Source organism: Desulfocicer niacini, assembly GCF_054657595.1.
This window is the reverse complement of sequence record NZ_BAAHYK010000012.1, coordinates 62,022-82,484: the sequence shown is the minus strand read 5'-3', so window position 1 is coordinate 82,484 and position 20,463 is coordinate 62,022. Positions and strand designations below refer to the sequence as shown.

Genomic DNA, 20,463 nt, shown 5'->3' with positions numbered 1-20,463 from the left:
GGGTTATCCTGTGCGGTTTTCCGCGTGAGTTCATGATGGGATTATAGGGGGTGTGGAGGACTTAAAAATATGCCAATAAAAAGTTTCTTTTTGGGGTGTATTTGATGAAGGAGGGGAGGAGTTGTAAAATTTGGGGATTTGTGGTGGGTTAAAAATCAGTATCGTTTTTGTTGTATGATGGGACAACGCCCTTCATGATTTTTCGGAAATCTTTTGCAAAGTTGGGGGCCTTTTTATCTACATCTTGATAAATTTCTAATCTGTAATTCTGAAGGTTTCTTTTGGTTCGTTCAATGGAAGTAAAACCATATTTGTTCATAATTTCTTCTACAGCTTTTTTTCGAGACAAGCCTTGTTTTCTTATGAGGGACACATATTCATGGAAAATGTTCACCCCGTTGTACGATCTACTCCGTTTGCCGGTGGAAAACCCCAATATTTCACAAATCAGAGTCTTCCTTTCATCCTTTGGCGCATTGTCCCATGCGTTCTGTGCATCTTGAAGGTCAGATTCAATGGATGTTAAACGCCTCTCATAATCATTCAGTTTTATCTTGTCTTGTTCAGTCTTTTTGACGTAGTCTTGAATTTGTTTCAGGATATTGGGGGCAACCTCGCATTCTTTTAATTCATCTATGAATGGTGGTATCTGGTACCCAGTCATGTTAAAATCAATGTCTTCAAGGCTTGGAGAGTAGAATGTTGCATACTCAATGATACTGTCACCGACGGGGTGCCTGTATGGTTCCAGGAGATTAAACATCTCTTCTCGTATTCTGTTAAAATGGTTAACAACATTTTGCCCATCAGTTTCAAAAAGAATTTGCCCTGTTAGATTTGCGTATTCGTTAACCGCCTTCCATGCGTTTGTTGAATGCGCCGCTGCGGCTTTCCGTGCTGCTGCCTTCTTATGCATTAATATTCCCTCTCAGTTTATCCAAATAGTTGGCCCACCATTGCATCATCTCTCCGCGCTCTTTAATGTATTCAGCGTGGTTGTAAGCAGCCTTAACACTATTGCCTTCCACATGAGCAAGTTGATTTTCAATAAGATGGGATGGAAAACCGTTTTCATGGAGTAGCGTGGATGCCATGGCCCGGAATCCGTGGCCTGTCATTTCTTCTTTGGTAAAACCCATTCGACGCAAAGCAGCAAGGACGGTATTTTCAGACATGGGTCTGCCGGTACTTCTAACCGAAGGAAAAACATATTTCAAATCGCCTGTGAGCGGCTGGATTTCTTCTAGAATTTGGATTGCCTGGCTGGACAATGGGATCAGGTGAGTTCTATTCTTTTTCATTTTGTGGGCGGGAATTTTCCATTCTGAAGCATCAAAATTTATTTCTGACCACTCTGCGTGGCGGAGTTCCCCGGGACGAACAAAAACCAGCGGGGCCAACTTCAAAGCACATCGGGTCACGAATTGGCCTGTGTATCCATCAATTGCTCGCAGAAGATCACCCACCTTTTCAGGGGATGTTATGGCGCTCATATTGCTTGATACCGTTGGTGCCAATGCTCCTTTCAAATCAGCCGAAGGGTCCCGGTCTGTTCTGCCGGTGGCAATGGCATACCTGAATACCTGGCCGCAAATTTGTTTGATTCTGTGAGCGGTTTCTATGGCCCCTCGATCTTCCACACGTCGAAGAGCGGTTAATAGTTCCGGGGCAGTTATGTCTTTGATAGGCTTTTTCCCGAGCCATGGGAATATATTATTCTCAAGGCGACTCAGGATTGTTCTTGCATGACCGGGCTTCCACGCTTGTTTGTTTTTGAGGTACCACTCCATGCCCACATTCTGGAAGCTGTTTGTTAACCCATCTTCCAAATTCAGCTTTGCCTCTTTTTTATATTGCATTGGGTCTATGCCTTGATCTAAGAGTGATCGGGCATCAATGCATCGTTGACGAGCTTGCTTCAGCGTGATATTTGGGTAAACTCCAAACGCAATGGTTTTCCTCTTACCTTGGAAGCGGTAATCCATTCGGAAATATTTTCCAGTTTTGTTGACCAACAGGTACATTCCGTTGGCATCTGAAATTTTATGTTGTTTTTTTTGGGGTTTTACGTTGCGGATGGCGGTGTCTGTAAGTGGCATGACGGTACCTCTTTTGCGGTATGTGGATTATACCGTCATAAATACCGCCATATACCGTCGGATGTCAAGGGATTTTGTGGGACTGTATAGGAACTAAAAAACCCCTAACAACTTGTAGTCATTAGGGGTTTTAGTCTTCTGGGGACTCTTTGGGAAGAGTATATGGTGGAGGCGGCGGGAATTGAACCCGCGTCCGAAAATAGTCAGCAGTGGCTTCTACATGCTTATCCTGATCTTTAAATTTAACCGGTGGGTCTCCTTCAGGAGGGATACCCTGCGGCATAGTCTGAAAAGTTTAACCGGACAAGGGCCAGACACCCTTATGCGGCGGTCCCACATAGTCGACGTCCATTATCGAAACCTGCGGGAGGGATCTCGACTGAACGGAAGCTGCCTTTAAGCAGCTACAGCGTAATTATAATCGTCTGCGATTACTTTTTTTTCCGCCTATTTTACGAGTTGGCAGAACGCTCGGCATGCAACCAAAAGCCTCGTGATTTCCGTCGAAGCCTTTACGCCCCCAAATTTTAAAAGATCATTGTTATCTCTGCCGGTCATTAAATTATCAACAGATCCTGCGGCATCAATAACTGACACCAATATAAACCCTTTTACAATGGAAGTCAATGTCTGGCCAATGAATATGTTGTGCCGGACGTTCAGATCCTTATTGGTTGTGCGTGGGCTTGTTCTCAACATCTGGGGGGGGGCATAACATGGGGCTGACCCCACCCCATCGGCGGTCCAATGAGCTCAGGACAGCCCCATGGCAATTTCAAGTTTCTCAATTTCCATGATCAACTGTTTCTTTTCCTCTGAGGTTAGATCTGCTGTGGCAAGTCTTCGTTGAAGGCCTGCCAGGATCATTTCCTGTCTGTATTCATTGCAGGTATATTTCCCGGAAGCATTTTTCGGGGGGGCAGAATATGTCATGGTGATGGATTTTGACTCCTTTAAAGGTTATTATTTAAACTCGATGTTCAAGTTTTTATTGGCCGATTGTGGGAAGACGGGGTCAGGCTTGCGTTATTAGTACTGTTCACCAAAGTCCGTGCGAACCCAAAATACAATGAATAATGCCCATAACGCAAGCCTGATCCCTCCTGAAGAAACTTGTACTTAGAGTTAAATGTCCATAGGATGCTATGAGCACCCCCGGGTGTTGTTGATGAAGCCCACTGTTTCCACCCCTTTTTCCAGGAGAAAGCCATGGGAGCCGGTCAGGAAAAAATAGATGCCCTCAATGCCAGAATTATTGATCTTGGAATTCGAAAAGAAGATATAGAGGAGCGGTTCATTAAATCTTCCGGACGTGGGGGCCAGAAAGTGAATAAAACCAGCTCAGCTGTTTTCTTGCGGCATCTTCCCACGGGCATAAGTGTGAAGTGTGGAAAAGCCAGATCCCAGGTTCTGAATCGTTTTCTTGCATTGAGACGTCTGGTGGATGCCGTTGAAAAACATCAGGCCGGAACCCCCGCTGCCGAAGATATCCGACGGTCAAGAATCAGAAAGCAGAAAAAAAAGAGCCGGAAACGCAGTAAAAATAAATACGGGGGGCAGATTTTGTGATCCCCATTTCCGGCTAAAAAGCCCCCAGCTGACACGGTTTAATTTTGATCCCCATTTTTTCACATGCCGAAGAGACATGGGACCTTCTCATATTGAGATTTTTTGCAATATCCCAGCATTCAAGGCAGCTGAGACGATTGTCTTTTGCCTGTTGAACAATGGCCTCCTCTAATTGAGGAGAAATGCTGACATGCTGATCAAGATTTTTCCGGGTTCCCTGTTTTTCCCGCTCATAGCCGAACAGGCCCAGGATACACCGGGTTAACCGGATTTCAAGGAGGTCCGCCTGGACACCCACCACCGACGGGGAAAGCTTAAATGATGTGGCAATGGCATGAACGGCGGCACAGGAGATGCGGCCTGCCACGGCTTTTTCTTTAAGGGCCGTCACAATTTCCGGGGACAGGGTCTGTTGTGTATGTTTCAATGCGTAGTGAGCTGCGCTGTTTTGCTTCATGGAGTTAATATCCTTATATTCTGCGTACCGATGGGTGCGGTTCCAGTTAAATTTGCTGGTGGTTTTAATTTCCCGTGCCAGGTGGATGCAATATAATGAAAACAGGCGGTCATGATTCCCGTCTGATTCTGTGTGCCCACCAAATTCTGATGAGTGGCCGATGTTATGCGCATGTCAGTTTATTTTTTTGACACAGTTCTTTTCTTGGTATATAAAGCGGTTACTGGTGTTTCATTTTCGCAATCATAAAAGATTGAGAATAATCGCATATGATAGTTTAATTTTCAATTTTTTAAAAGGATAAACGCATGACTTTGACGGGAAAAATTGCCTGTGAGAATTTTCACATGATATACATTGCCTCCTGTGGTGAGGGGATCAATGCCTATCATCTTGCCCAGAGTGCCCTAGTTCAGTTCCCGGAAAACGATATCACCGTGGTCAAGGCCCCCCAGATTCGTTCCAGATCCCAGGTGGATGACCTGGTGCAAAAGGCCACCAATACGGAAAGCATGATTGTCCACACCATGGTCAACACTGAACTGAGAAAATACATGACCCGCAAAGGGCTGGAAAAGGGGGTTGTGACCATTGATCTCATGGGGCCGGTGCTGTCGCGTATCAGCAGTTTCCTGGACAGCGATCCCATTGAAAAACCAGGTCTTTACAGGGAAATTCATAAAGTGGACCTGGACCAGGTATCGGCCATAGAATTTGCCCTGGCCCACGACGATGGGGTGAATCCAGAACAGCTTGACAAGGCGGAAATTATACTGGTGGGGCTTTCCCGGGCTGGTAAAACGCCCCTGTCCATGTATCTTGCAGTGCTTGGCTGGAAAACCGCCAATGTTCCACTGGTTGTGGGGGTCCCCATGCCCGGGATATTAAAAGAGATTGACCGCCGGCGGATCATTGCCCTGAACATTAATGTGGAGCAACTCATCGCCCACCGGAGAATGCGACAGGAGACCCTGGGAACCCGGGATATGTATGCCTATGTTTCCCGGGAGGACATTGAACGAGAAATTAATGATGCACGCAGGCATTACATCACCCATGGGTACTCCATGGTGGATGTGAGCAATAAACCCATTGAAAACAGTGCGGAGGAGATCATTGAGATGATCACCCGGAGGTTTAAAGCCCAGGCCCATAAAAGATAGTATATTGTGACCAAATTCTGATGGGTTATGAACGGTTTGATTTGATTGAATGATAAAATTAAGGCAATAATACAGATGAAATATGACGCAATAAAACAGATGCTCAAGGAAAACTCCCGTCGATGGCTGGTAACCGGCGCCGCTGGTTTTATCGGTTCCAACCTGGTGGAAGCTCTGCTGGGGTTGGGGCAGGAAGTCACCGGCCTTGATAATTTTTCCACGGGATTTCAGCATAATCTGGACCAGGTAAAGACCGCTGTTGGCCCGGACAAGTGGCAGCGATTTTCCTTCATTGAAGGGGACATAAGGGAGATGGGTACCTGTGCCACCGCCTGTTCCGGACAGGATCTGGTGCTTCACCAGGCGGCCCTTGGCTCGGTGCCTCGATCGGTGGCTGACCCTTTACTTACCCATGCCAATAACATCACAGGCCATCTTAATATGCTGGTGGCCGCCCGGGATGCCGGGGTAAAACGCTTTGTCTATGCCGCGTCCAGTTCCACCTATGGGGATCATCCAGGGCTTCCCAAAAAAGAGGAAACCATTGGCAGGCCCTTGTCACCCTATGCGGTCACCAAATACGTTAATGAACTCTATGCCGATGTGTTTAAACGTACCTATGGGCTTGACACGGTGGGACTTCGTTATTTTAATGTGTTCGGTCGAAGACAGGATCCCCACGGGGCCTATGCTGCGGTGATTCCCCTGTGGTTTTCCGCCTTGATCAAAGGCAGCACCGTTTACATCAACGGGGACGGAGAGACCAGTCGGGATTTTTGCTACATTGATAATTGTGTCCAGGCCAATATCCTGGCGGCCATGGCTCCTGAAGGCGAGGGTGTCAACCGGGTGTATAATGTTGCCTTTGGTCAGCGTACTACCTTGAACGGCTTATTTGACCTTATCCGGGAACGGGTGGGAATCAAAATTCCCACGGCCCTTTGTGCCACCCCGGTTTTTCGGGATTTCCGGGCCGGGGATGTTCGCCATTCCCTGGCAGATATATCCAGTGCAGAAAAATATCTGGGCTATTGCCCGCAGTTTTCTGTTACCCGGGGACTTGATGAGGCATCCGCTTGGTACATGGATAATCTTGCTACATACGAGGGGTAAAAAAATGGGAATGTGCCCCCAAAAAAAGGCCTTCACAAATTAGAGCGATTGGGGTTAATTGTGGCGCAATTATAAGCGTTTATGCGTAAAAAGTTACAAGTCATAAAACAGAATCGTGATGATCCGAAAATATATGGAGACCGCCTGTTTGAACGAAAAGGTGCACGTACATCAAGTACCCCGGCACCAATTAACCCGCACCCAGTACCCATTAAACGTTTTCTCAAATAAAAAATAAGGAATACATAGTGAATATAACCATAGTAGGCACCGGATATGTGGGCCTTGTCACCGGGGCCTGTTTTTCCGAAATGGGCAGCACCGTCACCTGTGTGGATGTGGATGAAAAAAAGATTGAAAATCTTAAAAAAGGTATATTACCCATTTACGAGCCGGGACTGGAAAGCCTGGTCATTGAAAATCACAGAGAGGGTCTGCTTGAATTTACCACCTCCCTTGAAGATGCGGCAAAGGACTGCGATATTTTTTTTATTGCCGTTGGCACCCCCCCGGACGAAGATGGTTCTGCGGATTTGAAATATGTACTACAGGTGGCAGAAGACATTGGTCGGGTGATTAACAGATACAGCGTGATTGTGGATAAATCAACGGTACCCGTGGGAACTGCGGACAAGGTGAAAAAAGAAATTCAGAAAGTCCTGGACCTGCGGGGCAGTGATCTTGAATTTGATGTGGTGAGTAACCCTGAATTTTTAAAAGAGGGGGCCGCAGTAAGTGATTTTTTAAGCCCGGATCGTATCATCATCGGGTGTGACAGTCCCCGGGCCATCACCCTCATGAAGCGCCTTTATGCACCCTTTTCCCGAAACCGGGACAAGCTTATCACCATGCAGGTCCGGGATGCTGAAATGACCAAATATGCAGCCAATTCCATGCTGGCCACCAAGATATCGTTCATGAATGAGATGGCCACTCTGTGCGAACGGCTGGGGGTGGATGTGGAAAATGTCCGCAGAGGTATCGGCTCGGACCAACGCATCGGGTATTCTTTTATTTACCCCGGGTGCGGTTATGGGGGCTCTTGTTTCCCCAAGGATGTGACGGCCTTGATCCGCACCAGCCGGGATGCAGGCATTGAGCCCCACGTGCTGGCATCGGTGGCCCACAGAAACAGCCTGCAGAAGGAAATGCTGGGGGAAAAAATCAAGGCCCGGTTCGGGCATGATCTCACAGGAAAAAAATTTTGTGTGTGGGGGCTGGCCTTTAAGCCCGGCACAGATGACATGAGAGAAGCACCAGCCATTGTGCTCATTCATCAGTTACTGGCCGCTGGTGCAACGGTACAGGCCTATGATCCCGTGGCCATGGACCAGGCCCGCCTGGCATTTCCGGCAGCGTTTTTTAAAGACAACAGCCTGCGTTTGTCTGACACATCCTATGATGCATTGAATGATACGGACGCACTGGTGTTGGTGACGGAATGGAAGGCCTTTCGGCAACCATCATTCCAGGCCATGACAGAGGTGATGCGCCAACCGGTTATTTTTGATGGCAGGAATCTGTATGATCCTGTGGAGGTAGCGGAGCATGGGTTTGAATATCATGGTATCGGCAGGGAGTTGGCCGGAAAGTTATCAGGGGAATAAACGGCTGACATGAAATATTTTCCCATCAGAATTGTTGCCTTGTGTATTTTATTGACACCGGTGTTTTATACCGGCACCATTTCCCTTATTGAGAGAAGTTGTGTGGGATGGTACCAGCAGAAAATTGAGAACTGCATAGGTGAAGACACCCAGATGCTCATCAACGGTGCCATGGGTGTTAGTGAATCCATTGAAAAAAACATCAACCTTTTTCTTCAATCCGATGTGTGGGTAAAGCGATTCGGGCTCCAGCTGGATATCCTTGTGTTTGCCAATGAAGGGGATATCTTATATCCTTTTTTTCCGGAAATAACCTCCGAGGGCATGGATATAATTAATGACAAGGTATTTCTTGGCATTGCCCGGCATAACTATACCATTTTAAAGCAGGGGCTCACCGTCAAGGTTAATCCGCGATTGCACCATGGCACTTTGGGTGCCAATCTTATTCTGGCAGTTTATATGAGCATTGCCATGGGGATTTTCGGGATTTATTATCGCAGGGGCATGGGAAAATCCATACAGGAAAATCGGGAAAAGAAGAAACGATTTGCTGCACTGCTGGTGGATGAAAAAGCCCATAAAAAAAGTCTTGTTATTTTAAAGAAAGAGCGTGCCCGTCTGCTGCAGAAAATGAAGGATTTGAGGGAAAGCCATCAGGATGCCCAGAAACGGGCCAGCATAACCGAAGAAGAAATGTTTGACGAGATTGTGTCCCTGGAAAACCGGCTTGCCGAAAATGTGGAGCTGCAGAAGGACAAAACCTACGAGATAGAACTTTTGAAGGACAAGCTTAAAAAGTATGAGCAGAAAAAAGGCGGGCAGAAGAAACAAAAAGGGCTTAATTTTACAGCCAAGCGTTTTGCCGTGCTTTATAAAAACATTGACATGAATCGTCGGGCCATGACCGGACTGCTGGATCTAAGTGATGATCTCCAGATCAAGGCCGAAGAGGTGGTGCACCAGCTCAATGAAAATCCGGATAATGTGGTGGTAAAACGAAAGGTGTTTGCCGGAAAAAAACACAAGGCCGCCTCCTTTGAGGTGTTGTTTTCTTATAACGGCAGGCTTTATTTCCGTCAGGCGGAAGATCATCGTATTGAGATTCTGGTCATCGGTACCAAAAATTCCCAGGACAAGGACATGGAATTTCTTCATCGCAATTGATATTGTGCGTTTTTCATTCACCGGTTGACCCTTTTTTAAAGTGTTCCATTTGGGTTTGCCAGCAACATGGGGCAGAAATAGATTCTGCCCCAGTGTTCTTAATTTTTATTTTCAGATGTCAAAAAGGCCTGGATCATCCCCACTTGATGGCCGCCTGGGCCGCCGCCAGTCGGGCCACGGGGACCCGGTATGGTGAACAGCTCACATAGGTAAGCCCGGCCCTGTGACAGAATTCCACCGAAGCCGGATCACCACCGTGCTCACCGCAGATACCAAGTTTAATGTCCGGCCGCACGGATCGTCCCTTTTCAACGGAGATTTCAATGAGGCTGCCCACCGCTTCCTGGTCCAGGGTTTCAAAGGGGTCAGCATCCAGAATGGCGTTGTCTATGTAGTCGTTCATGAAAGACCCGATGTCATCTCTGCTGAACCCGAAGGTCATTTGGGTAAGGTCGTTGGTGCCAAAGGAGAAAAACTCGGCATGCTCGGCCATTTTGTGGGACATCAGGGCCGCCCGGGGAATCTCGATCATGGTGCCGAATTGATGATCAATGGCATCCAGTTTATATTTTTCCAGCACCTGTTTTTGGGTGGCAAGTGCCAGTTTTTTTGTGAAGCTCAGCTCTTTTTCGTTGCATGTCACCGGTACCATGATCTCGGGAACAGGTTTTTTCCCCTCTTGGATCAGTTCTGCGGCAGCTTCCAGGATGGCGCGGATCTGCATGACACTGATTTCCGGAAAAGTGATGCCAAGCCGCACCCCCCGGTGCCCCATCATGGGGTTGGTCTCAATGAGTTCTTCACTTCTTTTGATGAGTTCTTCAAGGTCAATGCCTATCTCCCGGGCCAGGGCTTCCTGCTGTTGTCTTTTCTGGGGTACAAATTCATGTAAGGGGGGATCCAGCAGCCGGAAGGTTACGGGTTTGCCGTCCATTACAAGCAGGGTGGCCTTTATCTCTTCTTTGATAAAGGGGAACAGTTCGTCAAGGGCGCTTTCCCGTTCATGCAGGGATTTACTTAAGATCATTTTGCGAAGCAGAAAAAGAGGTCTGTCCGAATTGGGTCCGTAAAACATGTGCTCGGTTCTGAAAAGGCCGATGCCTTCGGCACCGAATTCCAGGGCCAGGGCCGCATCCTTCGGGGTTTCCGCATTGGTTCGCACCTTCAGTTTACGGTATCTGTCCGCGGCTGCCATGAATTTTATGAATTTGGGGTTGGCCGTGGCATCCTTCATGGGGATGGCCCCTTTATATACTAGCCCTCTGCTGCCGTTCAGGGTAAGCACATCCCCCTCCTTAAAGGTATTTATGCCCACCTTCATGGTACGGTTTGCAGAATCGATGTGTACGCCTCCAGCACCCACAATGCAACATTTTCCCCATCCCCTGGCCACCAGGGCTGCATGGCTTGTCATGCCCCCCCGGGCAGTTAAGATACCCCGGGCCGCCCGCATGCCTTCAATGTCTTCGGGGTTTGTCTCTTCCCGGACCAGGATAACTTTTTTACCTTTTTTCTGCCACAGCACGGCATCTTCCGAAGAAAACACAATCTGTCCCACAGCTCCCCCGGGTCCTGCGGGAAGCCCCTGGACCACCACCGGTGCGGTTTTCTCCGCTTCGGGATCCACCACGGGGTGGAGCATTTCATCTAATTGTCTGGGATAAAGCCGTGTGATCATGGTGGGCTCATCGATCATGCCCTCTTCAAACATGTCCATGGCCATGTTCAATGCTGCGGTGCCGGTGCGTTTTCCCACCCGGCACTGGAGCATGTAAAGGGTGCCCTGCTGGATGGTGAATTCAATGTCTTGCATGTCCTGGTAATGGTGTTCCAGCCGTTCTCTTATATCACACAATTGCCGGTAGATGTCCGGCATGGCCTCTTCCAGGGAGTGCAGGTGTGCATTGTGGTCGGAACGGGTATCATTGTTCAAGGGGTTGGGGGTGCGAATGCCGGCCACGACGTCCTCTCCCTGGGCATTGGGTAGCCATTCTCCGTAAAATTTGTTACTTCCTGTGGCCGGATCCCGGGTGAAGGCCACACCGGTGGCGGATTTGTCCCCCATGTTGCCAAATACCATGCTCTGGATGTTCACCGCCGTGCCCCAGCTGTCCGGAATATGTTCGATGCGACGGTAGGAGACGGCCCGTTTGCCGTTCCAGCTTTTAAAGACGGCAGAGATGGAGCCCATGAGTTGCTCCATGGGATCATCGGGAAAGGCTTTGCCCAGCTTGTCTTTGATTTTTTCTTTGAATTTTTTGCAAAGGGCCTTCATTTCATCGGTGGTGATTTCAGTATCCGTGTCATAGGCCTGGTCATTTTTAAGGTCGTTTAAAAGCATCTCCAAGTGCAGGCGGATGCCCATACCGTCGGCGGGCTCCATGCCTTCGGCCTTTTCCATGACCACGTCGGAATACATCATGATCAGCCGCCGGTAGGCGTCGTAGACAAACCATTCGTTGCCCGTCTGCCGGATCATCCCCGGAATGGTGGCCGGGCACAGTCCCACGTTCAGCACCGTTTCCATCATGCCGGGCATGGAGCTTCGGGCTCCGGATCGGCTGGATACCAGAAGGGGATTGTCCGGATCTCCAAAGGTCATGCCCATGGCCGCTTCCATGGTGGCCATGGCCTCCTTGAGTTCCTGGTGTAGAGAATCCGGCAGTTTTTCTCCGGCGTTGAAATAGTCGGTGCAGCATTGGGTTGAAATGGTAAATCCTGCGGGTACAGGTAAGTTTAATCGTGCCATTTCAGCAAGATTTGCACCCTTACCCCCCAGAAGATTTTTCTGTGAGGCATCTCCTTCTGCGGTGCCATTACCAAATTGATAAATATATTTTTTCATGTCTCTCCTATGTCAAGTCTATTGTCTGCATTCTAAATCTAAAAAGTTTTGATCAAAATTTGAAGCTTAACAACAAAAGGGGGAGACAAGTCAAGCTTAATATTTGTTTGGACAGGTAATAACGGCAGTTGTGTATATAAAAATTATGGTGTTGTTTTCATGTTTTGTGATATATACATTTGCTATGATAAGCATTGAATCCATATCCAAAAGTTTTGGCGGTCAGGTGTTGTTCAACAACGCTGGTCTGCAGATTAACCCTGGAGAAAAAGTGGGGCTGGTGGGGCGTAACGGCCACGGAAAGACCACGCTGTTAAAGATGCTCACCCACGGAGAAACCCCTGATGCCGGGCAGATCCAGATCCCGGGTGACTATCGACTGGGGTATCTCACCCAGCACATTGCCTTTACCGGTAAGACCGTTCTTAAAGAATGCATGGAGGGACTGCCCCCCCATGAAAAAGACCACAGTTGGAAGGCGGAGAAAATCCTGGCAGGACTTGGCTTTTCCGATGAAGACATGCAAAAGGACCCGGGATCTTTTTCCGGGGGATTCCAGGTTCGTCTGACCCTTGCCCGGGTGCTGGTGTCAGATCCCGATCTTCTGGTGCTTGATGAGCCCACCAACTATCTGGACATCACCTCCATTCGTTGGCTGACCTCTTTTTTAAAGGTGTGGCCCCGGGAAATTCTTCTGGTAACCCATGACCGCGGGTTCATGGACGGTGTTGTCACCCACATAGCCGGTATTAACCGGGGAGTTATCCGAAAAATCCAGGGAAATACGCAAAAATACTATGAACAGATCGCCCAGGATGAAGAGATCTATGAAAAAACCCGGGTGAACGAAGAGAAACGTAAAAAAGAGATGGAACTCTTTATCACGCGTTTTAGGGCCAAGGCCCGGCTAGCCGGTATGGTGCAGTCCCGCATCAAAGCTCTGGCACGCATGGAAAACAAAGCCGGTCTTAAAAAGATTGAGTCTCTGTCCTTTTCTTTCCGGGACCAGCCCTTTGCCGGAAAACAGCTCCTGATGGGGGAAAATCTTTCCTTTTTTTATGATCCATTGATTCCTTTGATAAAAAACCTCACCTTGACGGTGCAACCCGGGGATCGCATTGCCATTGTGGGTAAAAACGGCAGGGGTAAAACCACCCTGCTGAAACTGTTTGCACAGATGCTTACACCCGTTGCCGGAACGGTGAAGTACAATCCCGGGGTGGAGATGGGTTATTTTGAGCAGACCAATGTACAGTCCTTAAACCTCAGTGCCACGGTGGAGGAGGAGATGCTCTATGCCCATGAAGATCTGGATCGTCAACAGGCCAGAAATATCTGCGGGGCCATGATGTTCCAGGGCGATGATGCATTGAAACAAATCGGGGTCTTGTCCGGCGGGGAAAAAAGCCGGGTGATGCTGGGCAAGCTTCTGGCAAGGCCCCTGAATTTGCTGCTTCTGGATGAGCCCACCAACCATCTGGACATGGAAACCTGTGATTCTCTGGTCATGGCCCTTGATAATTTCAGCGGTGCCGTGGTGCTGGTAACCCATAACGAAATGTTTCTTCATTCTCTGGCCAACCGTTTGATTGTATTTAAAAATAATAACATTGATATCTTTGAGGGGACATACCGGGAATTCCTGGAAAAAGAAGGCTGGGAAGAAGAAAAAAATGCTGTGACGGAAAAAACAGACAATGAAGCGGATGGTCCATCGGATGGGGGCAGGCAGATGTCCAAAAAAATGCTTCGCAAGCTCAGGTCCGAGATTGTTTCCAGAAGATCAACAGCTCTGGGGGGGCTTGAAAAACGCATTGCCATCACAGAGCAGACCATTGAAACCCGTGAGGCACAGTTGACGGACCTTCATGCACAAATGCAGACAGCAGCGGAAAATCAGGATGGAAAGCACATTGAGTCCCTTTCCCGCAGCATTGCAAACTGCCAGAAAGACATTGATGACCTTTTTTCACAGCTGGAACAGGACATGGACGAACTGGACGACAAGGGCCGGGTGTTTGAAGAAGAACTTGCACAAATTGATGGGAGGTAATATCCGTTGGATAAACGAAATATACAGATGATATGGGGTGCCATGCTGGTGATGGCAGGCCTTGGTGTGTTTTATCGAATTCCCCAAGTAATGCCACGTATCCAGGATATGGAAGCCTTTGTCAATGCTGTTTCCATCATTCGATTTTGTTTTTATTTTCTCGGGGTTCTGCTGGTGTATGGCGGGGGCAGAAAACTGTATGAAAATTATAAAAAAAAATAGGGATGAATGCCCATGGTCAACGCGATTCAGTCAAAAAAAACAAGTGGAAGGACCCGCCTGAAATCCACCATCAAGGACCAATCCGGTGCTGGCAGGATTCGCATTGGTGAGATCCTTTCCAAAGAAGGGCAGATAACCAGCCTGCAGTTCCAGGCAGCCCAGAATCAGCAGAAAAAAAGCGGGGGGCGGCTTAGCAGTATTTTGTTGCGCATGGGACATATTGATCCTGAGACCATAATTAATGTCCTTGGCAGAATGTACAATTACCAGGTGGTCCGCATTGGTGAAATGAAGCCCAACAAGAAGGCCCTGGAAATGCTCCCCTTTGAGAAAGCCCGGGAATATATGGTCTTTCCTCTGAGTTTCACCGAAGACAGTTTTTCCATCACCATGACTGAGCCCACGGATACCAGTGCCGTGGAGGCTCTCCAGGAAATGCTGGGACGCTCGCTTAAAGTCATGGTTTCAACGGAAAACGATATCATTGAGGCCTACCGCGATTTTTATAAAATCAGTGAAGAGGTGTACAAGGAATTCCTCCATTTTGAGGAAGAGGTCGACGATGAACCGGTGACTTCGGTGGAGGATTTTGGTTCCCTGGTGTCCGAAGCCGCCGAGGAACTTGAGGTTCAGCCCACCGATGATCAGAACTACGATGAGTTCATGGCCTCCGATGCCCCCATCATCAAGCTTGTGAACGGTATTTTGATTAAAGCCATCAATGACGGGGTCAGTGATATTCACATTGAACCCTTTGAAAAATCCCTGCAGGTGAGATATCGCATGGATGGGTCTTTGTACAAGGCCATGAATTTACCCCTGTCCATTAAAAACGCCGTTATCTCCCGATTGAAGATTCTGTCGGAACTCGACATTGCCGAGCGGCGAATTCCCCAGGATGGGCGTATTAAACTTCGGCTTGGCAGAAATAAGGCCGTTGATTTCCGGGTATCCACCCTGCCCACCCTGTTTGGTGAAAGCGTGGTCATGCGAATTCTGGACCAGAGCGCCCTGAACGTGGATCTTGCAAAACTTGGGTTTGAATCTGACACCTTTGAATCCATTCGCCGGTGCATTAACATGCCCTATGGACTGCTTCTGGTCACCGGTCCCACCGGAAGTGGTAAAACCACCACCCTGTATTCCATTTTAAACCGTCTGAACCAGGAAGATACCAAAATTCTCACAGCTGAAGATCCGGTGGAATTCAACTTCCGGGGCATCAACCAGGTGCCTGTGAAGGACAGCGTGGGCATGACCTTTGCGGCGGCCCTGAAATCCTTTTTACGCCAGGACCCTGATATTATCATGGTGGGGGAGATCCGGGACATCGGCACGGCGGAAATTGCCATCAAGGCGGCCATGACCGGACATTTGGTATTCAGTACCCTTCATACCAATGACTGCCCCTCCACCATCGGCCGACTAATTGACATAGGCATTCCCTCTTACATGCTGGCATCCTCGGTGACCATGGTACTTTCCCAGCGCCTGGCAAGGCGGTTGTGTCCGGAGTGCAAGCAGGTGGTCACCGGTCATGACCCCCAGGAACTTGAGATGCATGGATTTTCCAAGGCGGAAATCCCTACGCTTAGCATCATGGGGCCCGTGGGATGTCCCCACTGCAACGGCACCGGTTACAAGGGGCGAGTGGGACTTTACGAACTCATGGAGGTGGGAGATGAGGTATCCAAGGCCATCAACGCGGCGGTTCCCGAAGATCAACTGCGAAAGCTGGCCATCCAGGAGGGGATGACCACTCTGCGGGATGCGGGCCTTGAAAAAGTGCGCCAGGGGATGACCTCCCTGGAAGAGGTGCTCAAAAAGACCACCATTACCAAGGAGGCCCTGCCTGCTTATCTGGTGAATCCCGATGTGGAAACCTATGAAGACCGGGATGTCATCATCCGGGAAGGCAATACCGACACCGATTTTTATAAGTTGGTCCGGGGAGCTGTTTATGTGGTCAAGGGGGGTAAAAAAATTGCCGAGATTTCCGAGCCCGGGGAATATTTCGGAGAGATGGCAGCCATTACCGGAGAGGCCCGGTCGGCATCCATTTTGTCCAAGGGGCGCTCCATAATTAAACGATTCCCCGGTGACAAACTCATGGATGTCATTGAAAAATATCCCGAAGTGGCCAAACATCTTTTCACGGTGCTGGCCAACCGCCTTAATGCCACGGACCGCATATTGGTTCAGCGCCTGGGGGGCGCAAAACCCAAACCTTCCTAAATTTTCGACCTCCTTCATATGACCCGGAAAGTAGTTTGCACTTTTGTGAAAATTTGCCCTTAAAATGGTGTCATTGCGCTTTAAAGTGTAACGTCAAAATGAAGCATCAAATTATCAGCTTTGTCTCGGCGGGTGATAATACCGCTCTTTTTCACTGTAGATGCACCCGCAGTACTGCTGGCGATACATGCCAAGGGTTTTGGACGTCTCAATGCCTTCCTTCCATCCCGTCCTGAAATCTCGGTAAAAAAAGGGAATTCCCATTTTTTTTCCAATGGCTTCACCGGTCTTTCTGATGCGTTCATGGTTCTGGAATCGGCTGTAGAGCAGGGTGGATGAAAAGGCGTCAAACTTACCCTTGCGGGCCACCCGGGCCGCCGCGCTGAGGCGATCATGATAGCAAAATCTGCATCTATCCGCCTCCCGGAAGGCCACGGCCTGAATAAAGGCCTCCAATTCATAGGTATCCTGGCAGATCACCCGGAACTGTTCCTGGTTGGCATATTTTTTCAAGGTCTCCTCCCGCCGGAGACATTCGGTGTAGGGATGAATGTTGTGCCGGTAGAAGAACCCCATGACATCAACGCCTTCTTCCCGGAGCACCTTAAGGGGGAAAATGGTGCAGGGACCGCAGCACATGTGAAGTAGAATCTTCATTCCCGGCTCCCGAAAATGGCGGTACCGATTCTCACCATGGTGGAACCTTCTTCAATGGCCACCTTAAAATCGCCGCTCATACCCATGGAAAGATGTTTTAAATCTATGCCGGGGATGTTTTCCGCCCTGATGGTGGCCAAAAGGGCTGCCATGGCCTTAAAGTAAGGACGGGCACCCTCCGGGTCATCAAAAAAGGGGGGCATGCCCATGAGACCTGCGAGATGGACATGTTCAAGGCCTGCGATGTCCCGGGCCAGGGCCAGGGCCTGGGATGCAGTGGTGCCGGATTTGGATGCTTCATCTGCGATGTTGACCTGCAGAAGAATAGCCTGGCGCTTGTTTATTTTTTCGGCCTGTTTGTTTATTTCCCGGGCCAGCTTCAGAGAATCAACGGTGTGGATGAGATCAAAGTATTTCACGGCAAACCTTGCCTTGTTGGTCTGAAGATGGCCGATGAAATGCCAGGTGGCAGGGCCGGGGCCAATGGTGTCAATCTTGTCCACCGCTTCCTGGATATAATTTTCCCCCAGAAGGGTTACCCCGGCCTTGATGGCTGCTGCCACGGCGTGGCTGGATTTTCGTTTGCTCACAGCCACAAGCTCAATGGTTTCAGGATTCCTGCCGCAGGCCAGGGCCGCTGCGCGGATTTCGTTTCTGATGTGGGCCAGTCGTTGTTCAATGGATTGCATTTATTGATCAAAACTCCTTATGACATTTTCTTTAATCAAGATTTCAATGACTTCGCACACGGGCAGGCCCACCACATTGGTGTAGGAGCCGTGGATACCCCTCACCAGAAAGGTGCCAAGGCCCTGGATGGCGTAGGCGCCCGCCTTGTCAAAGGGTTCGGTGGTGGAGATATACCAGTTGATTTCCGCCGGTGTCAGTGTTTTAAATTCAACTTCGGTGGTTACGTGGCAGGTGATTACTTTTTTACCGCCGGGGCCGCACAGGGTAACCCCGGTGAACACCGTGTGGGTTCTGCCGCTCAGTTGCCCAAGCATCTGCCGGGCGTGCTCTGTGTTCAATGGTTTCTCAAGAAGGGTATTGTCCACCACCACGATGGTGTCGGCACCAATAACCCAGGCGGTGTCATGATATTTTGCAATGTCCAGGGCCTTTTCCCGGGAGAGTCTTTCCACGTAGGTCCGGGGCGTTTCTCCTGACTGCCTTTGTTCATCAATGTGGGAAGGGACCACCGAAAAAGTGATGCCCGCCTGTTCCAGCAGATATTTACGCCGGGGGGACTGGGAGGCCAGTATGATTTCATTGTTATGGGTTAGATGTTTCATGGCAGCGCATGTTATCAGACCCGCCAGAATATGACAAGAGAAGTCAGGGGCTGATAACACCATTGTTTACCCCTTCATGGATAGTAAGGACCTCAACCGCAGGCCGAATGGCAAGGGCGTATTCCCATTTCTTAGATTTTGTTACAATATGATTTGTTTGTCATGTTGGTGGGGCCAACGGGCTCAGGCTTGTGTTATTGGCGTTATCTTTGCACAGCCTGTGCAAATACCAAAAATAACGATAATACCAATAACGCAAAACTGCCCCCTCTCTGATTAAGCCTCGAATCGGGAGAATGGGAATGTGCCCGATCGTAATATTTGTCCGAAATGAGGGTAAGGCCCTGTGAATCCAAGTTGTTTTCGGTGAATTTAGCACTTGCAAAAAAAACCGGTATGTTATATGAAGGAACAGTTTTTTTGCCTGGGTGGCGGAATAGGTAGACGCAAGGGACTTAAAATCCCTCGGAGCATAGCTCTGTACGAGTTCAATTCTCGTCCCAGGTACCATTTTTTCAGCAAGGCTGATTTTTAACTTTCCGGGGTTCTTTCATCCCCCTCCCATCGTTTTGATTTGACATCAGGATTGCTGAGTTTTTTAAAGGATTTCGACCCACCTTCGAAATCCTTTTTTTGTTTGTTCCCTGGCCTTCAAAACAGGGGGACAAGATGTTATCCCTCCGGAGTCATCGGCGTTGTTAAAACGTCAGAAAGAGATGTAAATAAATATGCAGAAAATAGAAATAAATGGCGGACGAAAACTCCAGGGGGAAGTCACTGTTAGCGGTGCCAAAAATGCCGCACTGCCCCTTCTTGCTTCGGCCCTTCTGGTGGCCGGGAAAATGGAATTTACCAATATTCCCGATCTCATGGATATCCAGAGTATTCAGCTGCTTTTAAAAGATCTCGGCGCCCGGGTTGAATCTCAGGATCATTCCGTGACCATTGACGCTTCCGGGGTTCACAAGGTGGCGGCGGAATATGATTTGGTCAGAAAAATGCGGGCCTCCATTTTGGTGCTTGGCCCCCTTGTGGCCCGCTTCGGCCAGGCCCGGGTATCTTTACCCGGGGGGTGCGCCATTGGTGCCCGTCCCGTGGATCTTCATCTGAAGGGGCTTAAAGCCATGGGTGCCACCATTGAAATAGACCATGGCGATATCATTGCAAAGGCGGATCGACTCCGGGGAGCTGAGATTTATTTTGACATTCCCACAGTCACCGGCACGGAAAACCTCATGATGGCCGCCACTCTGGCCAAAGGCACCACCTTGTTGAGAAACAGCGCAAGGGAGCCCGAAATCATGGCCCTTGCCCAGGCATTGAACGACATGGGTGCCGATGTTCAGGGAGCCGGAACCGCCGTGATTAAGATCAATGGGGTGGAAAAGTTGAACCCGGCCAGAGTCCGAGTGATCCCCGATCGCATTGAAGCGGGCACCTTTCTGGTGGCCGCCGCTGCCACCCGGGGGGATGTGCTGGTAAAAGGGGCGGAGCCCGAACACATGGGCGGCATTATCAGCAAATTGAGACAGACCGGAACCCCGGTGGATATTACCCCCCACGGGGTCCGGGTACAGGGGATGGAAAACATCGGGTGCGCCGACATTAAAACCCTGCCATATCCCGGGTTTCCCACGGACATGCAGGCGCAGTTCATGGTGCTCATGTCCCTGGCCCGGGGCAACAGCGTGGTGCACGAAACCATTTTTGAAAATCGGTTTATCCATGTCAATGAACTCCAGCGCATGGGGGCAGACATTTCCCTGGCCGGGGGGAACTATGCCATGGTCCGGGGGGTGGCGTATCTGTCCGGTGCCCAGGTGATGGCTTCGGATTTAAGGGCCAGTGCATCCCTTGTTATTGCAGGTCTTGCGGCAAGGGGGACAACCACCATTAACCGGGTGTATCATATTGACCGGGGCTATGAAGCCATAGAAAAAAAGCTTGCGGCCCTGGGGGCGGATATTCGACGGGTATGATCTGC

17 protein-coding genes, 1 tRNA gene and 1 other RNA gene are annotated in these 20,463 nt (G+C 49.3%); 10 read left to right on the top strand and 9 right to left on the bottom strand.

All coding sequences use genetic code 11. The annotated features are described in order from the left end of the window. Window positions 1-148 precede the first annotated feature (148 nt). From ACYQ2M_RS08340 to ACYQ2M_RS08325, 4 genes are all read right to left on the bottom strand, one after another. Complete coding sequence (locus ACYQ2M_RS08340; RefSeq protein WP_459915873.1) at window positions 149-916, bottom strand: hypothetical protein; 768 nt, start codon at window positions 914-916, stop codon at window positions 149-151. Further along, window positions 909-2,099, bottom strand: coding sequence for a tyrosine-type recombinase/integrase (locus ACYQ2M_RS08335; RefSeq protein WP_459915872.1), 1,191 nt, complete (start codon window positions 2,097-2,099; stop codon window positions 909-911). Before ACYQ2M_RS08335 ends, ACYQ2M_RS08340 begins: the two co-directional genes overlap by 8 nt. Before the next feature lie 163 nt (window positions 2,100-2,262). Then, window positions 2,263-2,621, bottom strand: a transfer-messenger RNA (tmRNA) gene (gene ssrA, locus ACYQ2M_RS08330). 231 nt (window positions 2,622-2,852) lie between these two features. After that, complete coding sequence (locus tag ACYQ2M_RS08325; protein ID WP_459915871.1) at window positions 2,853-3,032, bottom strand: hypothetical protein; 180 nt, start codon at window positions 3,030-3,032, stop codon at window positions 2,853-2,855. Between the two features lie 276 nt (window positions 3,033-3,308). Between ACYQ2M_RS08325 and ACYQ2M_RS08320 the strand changes: the two genes are divergently transcribed. After that, complete coding sequence (locus ACYQ2M_RS08320; RefSeq protein WP_459915870.1) at window positions 3,309-3,668, top strand: peptide chain release factor family protein; 360 nt, start codon at window positions 3,309-3,311, stop codon at window positions 3,666-3,668. A gap of 13 nt (window positions 3,669-3,681) precedes the next feature. Here ACYQ2M_RS08320 and ACYQ2M_RS08315 read toward each other — a convergent pair whose 3' ends face one another. Continuing rightward, a complete protein-coding gene (locus tag ACYQ2M_RS08315; protein WP_459915869.1) occupies window positions 3,682-4,125 on the bottom strand; it encodes a hypothetical protein in 444 nt (147 codons plus the stop codon). Window positions 4,126-4,433: 308 nt separating this feature from the next. Here ACYQ2M_RS08315 and ACYQ2M_RS08310 point away from each other — a divergent pair, with 308 nt between their 5' ends. From ACYQ2M_RS08310 to ACYQ2M_RS08295, 4 genes are all read left to right on the top strand, one after another. Next, window positions 4,434-5,288: a pyruvate, water dikinase regulatory protein gene (locus ACYQ2M_RS08310; RefSeq protein WP_459915868.1), complete on the top strand. Its 855-nt coding sequence runs from the start codon at window positions 4,434-4,436 to the stop codon at window positions 5,286-5,288. Window positions 5,289-5,363: 75 nt separating this feature from the next. Continuing rightward, complete coding sequence (locus ACYQ2M_RS08305; RefSeq protein ID WP_459915867.1) at window positions 5,364-6,401, top strand: SDR family oxidoreductase; 1,038 nt, start codon at window positions 5,364-5,366, stop codon at window positions 6,399-6,401. A gap of 248 nt (window positions 6,402-6,649) precedes the next feature. Further along, window positions 6,650-8,008 carry a UDP-glucose dehydrogenase family protein gene (locus tag ACYQ2M_RS08300; protein ID WP_459915866.1) on the top strand — a complete coding sequence of 453 codons (1,359 nt, stop codon included), beginning with the start codon at window positions 6,650-6,652 and terminating at the stop codon, window positions 8,006-8,008. Window positions 8,009-8,017: 9 nt separating this feature from the next. Further along, window positions 8,018-9,175, top strand: a complete 1,158-nt coding sequence (locus ACYQ2M_RS08295; RefSeq protein ID WP_459915865.1) for a hypothetical protein — start codon at window positions 8,018-8,020, stop codon at window positions 9,173-9,175. A gap of 133 nt (window positions 9,176-9,308) precedes the next feature. Here ACYQ2M_RS08295 and ppdK read toward each other — a convergent pair whose 3' ends face one another. Further along, the gene (ppdK, locus tag ACYQ2M_RS08290; protein ID WP_459915864.1) at window positions 9,309-12,020 is read right to left on the bottom strand and encodes a pyruvate, phosphate dikinase; all 2,712 of its coding nucleotides are present in this window, start codon (window positions 12,018-12,020) and stop codon (window positions 9,309-9,311) included. A gap of 184 nt (window positions 12,021-12,204) precedes the next feature. Here ppdK and ACYQ2M_RS08285 point away from each other — a divergent pair, with 184 nt between their 5' ends. The 3 genes from ACYQ2M_RS08285 to pilB are packed head-to-tail and all read left to right on the top strand — an operon-like array spanning window position 12,205 to window position 16,530. Further along, complete coding sequence (locus ACYQ2M_RS08285; protein WP_459915863.1) at window positions 12,205-14,073, top strand: ATP-binding cassette domain-containing protein; 1,869 nt, start codon at window positions 12,205-12,207, stop codon at window positions 14,071-14,073. 6 nt (window positions 14,074-14,079) lie between these two features. Further along, window positions 14,080-14,295, top strand: a complete 216-nt coding sequence (locus ACYQ2M_RS08280) for a hypothetical protein (protein ID WP_459915862.1) — start codon at window positions 14,080-14,082, stop codon at window positions 14,293-14,295. A gap of 12 nt (window positions 14,296-14,307) precedes the next feature. Then, window positions 14,308-16,530 carry a type IV-A pilus assembly ATPase PilB gene (gene pilB / locus ACYQ2M_RS08275; protein ID WP_459915861.1) on the top strand — a complete coding sequence of 741 codons (2,223 nt, stop codon included), beginning with the start codon at window positions 14,308-14,310 and terminating at the stop codon, window positions 16,528-16,530. A 114-nt stretch (window positions 16,531-16,644) separates the two neighbouring features. On the opposite strand, the gene ACYQ2M_RS08270 is transcribed toward pilB, so the two are convergent. Genes ACYQ2M_RS08270 through ACYQ2M_RS08260 form a run of 3 tightly spaced genes read right to left on the bottom strand, consistent with a single transcriptional unit; the run spans window position 16,645 to window position 18,542 of the window. Next, entirely contained in the window at window positions 16,645-17,187 is a 543-nt protein-coding gene (locus ACYQ2M_RS08270) for an epoxyqueuosine reductase QueH (RefSeq protein ID WP_459915860.1), read from the bottom strand. Continuing rightward, window positions 17,184-17,876 (bottom strand): YggS family pyridoxal phosphate-dependent enzyme, encoded by a 693-nt coding sequence (locus ACYQ2M_RS08265; protein WP_459915859.1) that lies wholly within the window; start codon window positions 17,874-17,876, stop codon window positions 17,184-17,186. Before ACYQ2M_RS08265 ends, ACYQ2M_RS08270 begins: the two co-directional genes overlap by 4 nt. Next, the gene (locus ACYQ2M_RS08260; protein ID WP_459915858.1) at window positions 17,877-18,542 is read right to left on the bottom strand and encodes a Maf family protein; all 666 of its coding nucleotides are present in this window, start codon (window positions 18,540-18,542) and stop codon (window positions 17,877-17,879) included. It lies immediately after the preceding gene. A 359-nt stretch (window positions 18,543-18,901) separates the two neighbouring features. On the opposite strand from ACYQ2M_RS08260, the gene ACYQ2M_RS08255 reads away from it, so the two are divergent. After that, a tRNA-Leu gene (locus ACYQ2M_RS08255) sits at window positions 18,902-18,989 on the top strand. A 218-nt stretch (window positions 18,990-19,207) separates the two neighbouring features. Then, window positions 19,208-20,458, top strand: coding sequence for a UDP-N-acetylglucosamine 1-carboxyvinyltransferase (gene murA / locus ACYQ2M_RS08250; protein ID WP_459915857.1), 1,251 nt, complete (start codon window positions 19,208-19,210; stop codon window positions 20,456-20,458). The last annotated feature ends 5 nt before the right edge of the window (window positions 20,459-20,463 follow it).

Coding starts and splice junctions, on each gene's coding strand:
- ACYQ2M_RS08305 (WP_459915867.1), top strand. CDS start 5,364: ATGAAATATGACGCAATAAAACAGATGCTCAAGGAAAACTCCCGTCGA.
- ACYQ2M_RS08295 (WP_459915865.1), top strand. CDS start 8,018: ATGAAATATTTTCCCATCAGAATTGTTGCCTTGTGTATTTTATTGACA.
- ACYQ2M_RS08260 (WP_459915858.1), bottom strand. CDS start 18,542: ATGGTGTTATCAGCCCCTGACTTCTCTTGTCATATTCTGGCGGGTCTG.
- ACYQ2M_RS08325 (WP_459915871.1), bottom strand. CDS start 3,032: ATGACATATTCTGCCCCCCCGAAAAATGCTTCCGGGAAATATACCTGC.
- ppdK (WP_459915864.1), bottom strand. CDS start 12,020: ATGAAAAAATATATTTATCAATTTGGTAATGGCACCGCAGAAGGAGAT.
- ACYQ2M_RS08285 (WP_459915863.1), top strand. CDS start 12,205: ATGATAAGCATTGAATCCATATCCAAAAGTTTTGGCGGTCAGGTGTTG.
- murA (WP_459915857.1), top strand. CDS start 19,208: ATGCAGAAAATAGAAATAAATGGCGGACGAAAACTCCAGGGGGAAGTC.
- ACYQ2M_RS08340 (WP_459915873.1), bottom strand. CDS start 916: ATGCATAAGAAGGCAGCAGCACGGAAAGCCGCAGCGGCGCATTCAACA.
- ACYQ2M_RS08320 (WP_459915870.1), top strand. CDS start 3,309: ATGGGAGCCGGTCAGGAAAAAATAGATGCCCTCAATGCCAGAATTATT.
- ACYQ2M_RS08310 (WP_459915868.1), top strand. CDS start 4,434: ATGACTTTGACGGGAAAAATTGCCTGTGAGAATTTTCACATGATATAC.
- ACYQ2M_RS08335 (WP_459915872.1), bottom strand. CDS start 2,099: ATGCCACTTACAGACACCGCCATCCGCAACGTAAAACCCCAAAAAAAA.
- ACYQ2M_RS08265 (WP_459915859.1), bottom strand. CDS start 17,876: ATGCAATCCATTGAACAACGACTGGCCCACATCAGAAACGAAATCCGC.
- ACYQ2M_RS08270 (WP_459915860.1), bottom strand. CDS start 17,187: ATGAAGATTCTACTTCACATGTGCTGCGGTCCCTGCACCATTTTCCCC.
- ACYQ2M_RS08315 (WP_459915869.1), bottom strand. CDS start 4,125: ATGAAGCAAAACAGCGCAGCTCACTACGCATTGAAACATACACAACAG.
- pilB (WP_459915861.1), top strand. CDS start 14,308: ATGGTCAACGCGATTCAGTCAAAAAAAACAAGTGGAAGGACCCGCCTG.